Source organism: Pararobbsia alpina, assembly GCF_902859895.1.
Taxonomy (GTDB): domain Bacteria; phylum Pseudomonadota; class Gammaproteobacteria; order Burkholderiales; family Burkholderiaceae; genus Pararobbsia; species Pararobbsia alpina.
Genome location: NZ_CADIKM010000104.1, coordinates 1 through 5,236, shown reverse-complemented (window position 1 = coordinate 5,236; position 5,236 = coordinate 1). Strand labels below are relative to the sequence as shown.

The window sequence follows — 5,236 nt, the reverse complement described above, 5'->3', positions numbered from 1 at the left end:
GGGGATACGGCTTTCGAACCGGCGCGTGAGACGCAGGCGCAAGGCTGAGACACGCAGCGGCGGGCGCAAAGCCCGCCTGCCGACGCCTAGGCCCTCAACGCAATCGGCCGACCCCAGTCTCATATTGGTGTGTCCCTCTAACGGACCTTCCCAGGACTGGACCGCCCACCGCAATCGTCCGGATTGGCCGACAAGCGGCAGGCGACTCCGCGTGAGCGAATGGCCGTTGGACTTTAAGAACGGTCGTTGCCGCCGCGGCGACGCGAATGACGGCTATGGGTCGGGTTCTGCCATCGGCCGGCGCAAAGTTTCCTTTGGGGTGCGTCTAGCTGTTCGGTTGTGATTACGCGGCAAGGCGTTCCAAATCGCCGGCGTACGCAATCAATCGAATTACCCACCTCCTTCAAGTCGCTCGAAACTGACTCGACTGCCAGCCGAATAACCATCCGGTTGCCGCTGCTTCGGCGGCACGATCATTTCGATTTTTCCGACGAGGAAGATATAGGACAGCACGCCCAGAACGGCGACGATCGAGACGTACCACATCGCATAGTGGAAGTTATGGGTGCGCTGCAAGATGATGCCAAAAATAATGGGCGTCGTAATGCCAGACAGATTGCCGAACAGGTTCAAGAACCCACCCATCGTCCCGATCAAATTACGGGGAATAACATCCGTAAATACCACCCAGCCGAGATTCGCGACGTTGTTGCCGAAGAAAGCCAGCGAAAGAATGCCAATTGCGATGACAGGCTGGTTTTCGAAAAAATTGACGAAGACGATCATGGCCGTCAACACGAGGCCAACAATCACAGGCACCTTGCGCGCGAGGGTCACTGATTTACCCTTTTTCAGCAGACTGTCGCTGAGAAAGCCGCCGACTAGCATTCCTAGCATCGCCATGAGATAGGGGATGGACGCGCCCAGTCCCGCTTTTGAAAGCGTGAGGTTCAAGCCCTTTTCGAGGTACACGATGAACCACGTCATGAAGAATATCAGCGTCGAGTTGTAAGCGAACTGTGTGATGAACAGGCCCCAAACGGTCTTGTTCTTGAGGAGAAACAGAATGTCTCTTCCTTCGACCTTGGCACTGACCGCGGACTGATCCTGAGATCCATAGCCACCGCCCGCCTTGATGTAATCGAGCTCGGCCTGACTGGTTTTCTTGCTGTCCTTCGGGTCGCGATAAACGATCAGCCAGTAAATCCCGAACACAATCCCCACGCCGCCGGTCGCGTAGAACACCATTTGCCAGCCGTATCGGGCCGTGAGAAAAGTCAGGACAGGTGTAAACAATGCGAGACCGATGTATTGCGAGCTGATATAGGTAGCCGTCGCCCGCGCGCGTTCGCTCTTCGGAATCCAGTTCGCAACGATCTTGGTATTCGAGAGATAGGAAGGCGCTTCAGCAAGGCCGATCAAGGCACGGCATACCAGCAGCAACGCAAACGAGGCGCCGGCCGTCGCGAAAAGTTGATGGGAAGAAAAGCCCATCGCAAACGTACATGCGCTCCAGATGACGATTGCGCTGCCGTACAAGACTCTGGATCCAATTCGATCGAGGAGATAGCCGACGGGAATCTGGCTCGCGGCATACGTCCACGTGAACATGGAGAAGAGCAGGCCGAGCTGGGTTGCCGAAAGGCTGAATTCCCCCTGGATCTTGCTGCCAGCAATCGCGAGATTTGCGCGATCCATGTAGTTGATGGCCGTGACCACAAACAGCAGAAATACAATGAAATACCGGGTCTTTGTTGTTTTCATGTTTTCGGTTTCAATACGTCGTGTCGAGGCTTGCGCAGCATGCGTGACCGCTATGACAGCCGGTAATTCGCCGTTGTGCTCAGAAAGGAAATTTAATAACGGCGTTCTGCCGCGCGCTGCGATAAATGGCCGTGAAAAGTTCCACGGTCTTGCGGCCGTCTGCCCCGTCGATCAAGGGTTTCGTATCGCTGCCTACCGCAGTCAGGAAATCGTCTATCTGCCGCTGGTGATAAAAATACAGAGAATCCACCGAATTGAAGTCCTCCGCATCCGCATTTTTCCATTCGGCGAGCATTCCTTCCTCGCCTTTGATCGTCCATATATCGTTGTACGGCGGTTCGGTAATGGTCGACACGCCAGCGATGAACATCGCGCCGCCGTCCGTTTGCACACCGACCGACGCGCCGTTATCGCCGTGAACGTGGACTTTGCCGTATAAAGCCGGATTCTGCGAATTGCTCACCAGGATGTTGGCGATTGCGCCGTTTTTGAACTTCACGATGGCCGCCGCGGTGTCTTCGACTTCAATGTATTCGTGGTTGACGTTCTTCCACACACCGTAGATTTCGTCGATATCGCCCATATACCAGAGCAGCAAATCGAGCTGATGGGGCGCCTGATTGACGAGAACGCCGCCGCCTTCGCCGGCCCACGACCCGCGCCACGGATCGCTTTCGTAATACTGCCGGTCGCGCCAGCCGAGCATGACGACGTTGCCGATGACGGGACGGCCGATCTTGCCGGCATCGATGGCCTGCCTGATTCGCATGGCGGACGGATAAAACCGCCGCTGGCAGACGACGCCAACCGTCCGACGGTGTTCTTCCGCACAGGACAGGATCGCGTCGCAGTCTTCGAGAGACGAAGCGAGGGGCTTTTCGATAAGGACATGACAGCCATGCTTCAAGGCGATGATCGCGACGGCGGCGTGTTGCGGATGCGGCGTGCAGATGCAGACAACGTCAGCTTGCGCATCCTTCACCATTGCTTCGACGCTGTCGAATGCACGCACCCCGTATTGGTCGCCGAAGGCCTTCGCTCTATCGAGAGAAGTGCTGCATACGGCGACGAATTCCGAGTTCTCGAGATTCGCGAGCGCCCGGGCATGAAAATGACCGACCTTTCCACAGCCAACAATGGCCGTTCTAAGCTTTTTCATGATGGTTCCGTGTTACTTCGAGTGTTTCAACGCGAGCTTGGTACTTCCGTCCGCGGTCGGTGCCGGATCGCGGAGTTGATCGCCCAATGCCGAACGTTCCGGGCGACGGAATGACTGTCATCGTGTTGATTGGAAGCGTCATAGAGTAGAGATCCAGACTGCCACCGTGAAGCGCTTTGAGTGCGCGTAGTGACGTCTGTGAGATATTAGCTAGTTATACATCAATAAAGCCACTGGTCTGGCGCGACTCATTTTTACTCGCGCGCGGCCAACTACGTAAACGGCCTGCGTGCCATCGCGGTATTGGCGGTCGTGTTCTATCACTTCGGTGTCTCCTATTTGAAAGGTGAATTTGCAGGGGTCGATGTTTTCTACTAGCCAGTCCGGCAGACTGCGCGGCTTTGACACGTCGGCACGCGATTTCGCCACCCTCGCAGTGCTTTGCGGCAACTAAAAAGAAAGATTTAAAGCATGCCGGCGAAGAGCAGAACCCCCAAGGCAATCATCGCCGCACCGGCCGCGTGCGCCAAAATGGCGCCTGTTGGCCCGATCTTTTCCAGAAAGACAAACAGCGCCAGCGCCGCCACCCAGACAAGATTCATCACCCCTACGACGAACAGCACGCACATCAACGCCCAGCAACACCCGAGACAGTACACGCCATGACGCATTCCCATCTGCAGCGCGCCAAGCGTCCCATCGCGCCAGCGAGTCATGAGAAATCCGAGGGGACTTTGGCAGTGCATGAGACATGCTCGTTTGAACGGCGTCAATTGGTACAGGCCAGCCGCGCAAAGAATCGCACCGCTCACCTGTGGGCTTGACGCCACCATCTCCGGTGACAGAACTGCGGCATGGTGCAGTGCCCACTGCGCAAGTGCCGCGCATGCGCTGAAGCCGACCCACACGGCCAGGTAACCCAAGACGAAAATCAGAACGATGAACGGCACCCTGCCTCCGCCCCGTCGGGCGTGTGCCCCAGCGAAAACAAGGATTACGGGCACTGCCGATCCAGCCATCATGCCCACCATCATGACGACCCACATTGCAAACGTGAAGAACATGTCGGCGGTCGTCCAGGGCGCCGCCATCGACATACCCATCTCCATCATCATTTTGTCGTGCTGTCTCGCCGACAACATCTGATGATCGAGATAGAAGAGATACCCCCACGACAGCGTTGTCACGGCGACAACGCAACCCAGAATGAGAATGCGCTCGCGCCTTGAGAGGCTCGCGACCGAACCGGGGTTGAGCGCCCGAAAAGCGGTAGCCGGCTTACGCACCTTGCCAGGAAAAAGGCGCATATTGACCGTTGTTCTGCCCACTGACGTCATCCCACTCAAAGCCGAGTGCGTGGACGTGACTGCGCAAGGCATGAGCAAGCGCAAGGCGATCGGCGGCCGGATGACCGGTGTTCTCGAGGTGAAGCGGCTCGGTCGCGTTCGGATTGATGCCCATCGCACCCTCAGCGGCCATGTCGACGAATTGCGGCGATGTGACAGACCACTTCGTGCCATTGCGGTCAAAGCGAATCGCCGCGGACTCGACTCCGACAAACGATCCAACGAGCGGCGAGAGAGCCGCCATCGGTCCGCCTGCCGCGCCGCTGGTGATTGCCGTGATAGCGTCGCGCTGCTCCATGCTGGCTCGCTCGTCGACAATGAGGCCCACGGTCCAGTTCCCCTTTCCCATTGCTTCTGGTGTCAATCCGAGAACGATGAACCCGAGGCCATCGAGGGAAACCGCTTCGTGCTGGCCACGATCGATCTGGAATGCCATGGCAAACGTGCATGAGCCCTTGCTCGGCCTGACTGCCATCTGTCCAGGCAGGCATGGGCAGACGTAATCACAACTGCACGTCTCATAATATTGACCGCTGATCTTCCAGGTTGGGGTTGCCATCATCATCTCCTCATATTGAATGGCGGAACGGCCCCTGCGTTTGTCCATCGATGAGATCGATGGTGGTGCTATTCCAGAACCAGGTCAGAACGTCGACAGGCTCTAGTTGAATATAGGCATTATTGGGAAGACCAGCTGGTTGTTTTGGCGTTCTCCGAGTCCGTTTCAAGCGGGCCGGCCCGGTGATGTTCGTCGGATTCTTCTGAATGTTTACTTGTTTGAACTATTCATTCGACCTCGCGCGTTCCCGGATGCCTGGCGCCTATCGCGTAAAGCTGTGTTCGTGGACCTTAAATGCATTGCGTTATACAGAACTCATGAGTGCTCGCGCAGCGCCTGAATCATGAATGCAGCGTCGATGGTTCGCTGCATGCCGATCCAGATCGTTTTGGCGCCGGGCTCGCCATC

At 56.8% G+C, this 5,236-nt stretch carries 4 protein-coding genes; all 4 read right to left on the bottom strand.

Features of this window, described 5'->3' with window-relative positions; genetic code table 11:
- Positions 1–390: 390 nt before the first annotated feature.
- The 4 genes from HV670_RS29215 to HV670_RS29200 all read right to left on the bottom strand — a co-directional run bounded on the left by HV670_RS29215 (position 391) and on the right by HV670_RS29200 (position 4,828).
- Positions 391–1,764, bottom strand: coding sequence for an MFS transporter (locus HV670_RS29215; RefSeq protein ID WP_175108418.1), 1,374 nt, complete (start codon positions 1,762–1,764; stop codon positions 391–393).
- 79 nt (positions 1,765–1,843) lie between these two features.
- The gene (locus HV670_RS29210; protein ID WP_175108417.1) at positions 1,844–2,923 is read right to left on the bottom strand and encodes a Gfo/Idh/MocA family protein; all 1,080 of its coding nucleotides are present in this window, start codon (positions 2,921–2,923) and stop codon (positions 1,844–1,846) included.
- A gap of 464 nt (positions 2,924–3,387) precedes the next feature.
- Complete coding sequence (locus HV670_RS29205) at positions 3,388–4,260, bottom strand: DUF2182 domain-containing protein (RefSeq protein WP_246258092.1); 873 nt, start codon at positions 4,258–4,260, stop codon at positions 3,388–3,390.
- Positions 4,202–4,828 (bottom strand): DUF1326 domain-containing protein, encoded by a 627-nt coding sequence (locus HV670_RS29200; protein ID WP_175108416.1) that lies wholly within the window; start codon positions 4,826–4,828, stop codon positions 4,202–4,204. The genes HV670_RS29205 and HV670_RS29200 overlap by 59 nt, the downstream gene beginning before the upstream one ends.
- Between the last annotated feature and the right edge of the window lie 408 nt (positions 4,829–5,236).

Coding starts and splice junctions, on each gene's coding strand:
- HV670_RS29215 (WP_175108418.1), bottom strand. CDS start 1,764: ATGAAAACAACAAAGACCCGGTATTTCATTGTATTTCTGCTGTTTGTG.
- HV670_RS29200 (WP_175108416.1), bottom strand. CDS start 4,828: ATGGCAACCCCAACCTGGAAGATCAGCGGTCAATATTATGAGACGTGC.
- HV670_RS29210 (WP_175108417.1), bottom strand. CDS start 2,923: ATGAAAAAGCTTAGAACGGCCATTGTTGGCTGTGGAAAGGTCGGTCAT.
- HV670_RS29205 (WP_246258092.1), bottom strand. CDS start 4,260: ATGACGTCAGTGGGCAGAACAACGGTCAATATGCGCCTTTTTCCTGGC.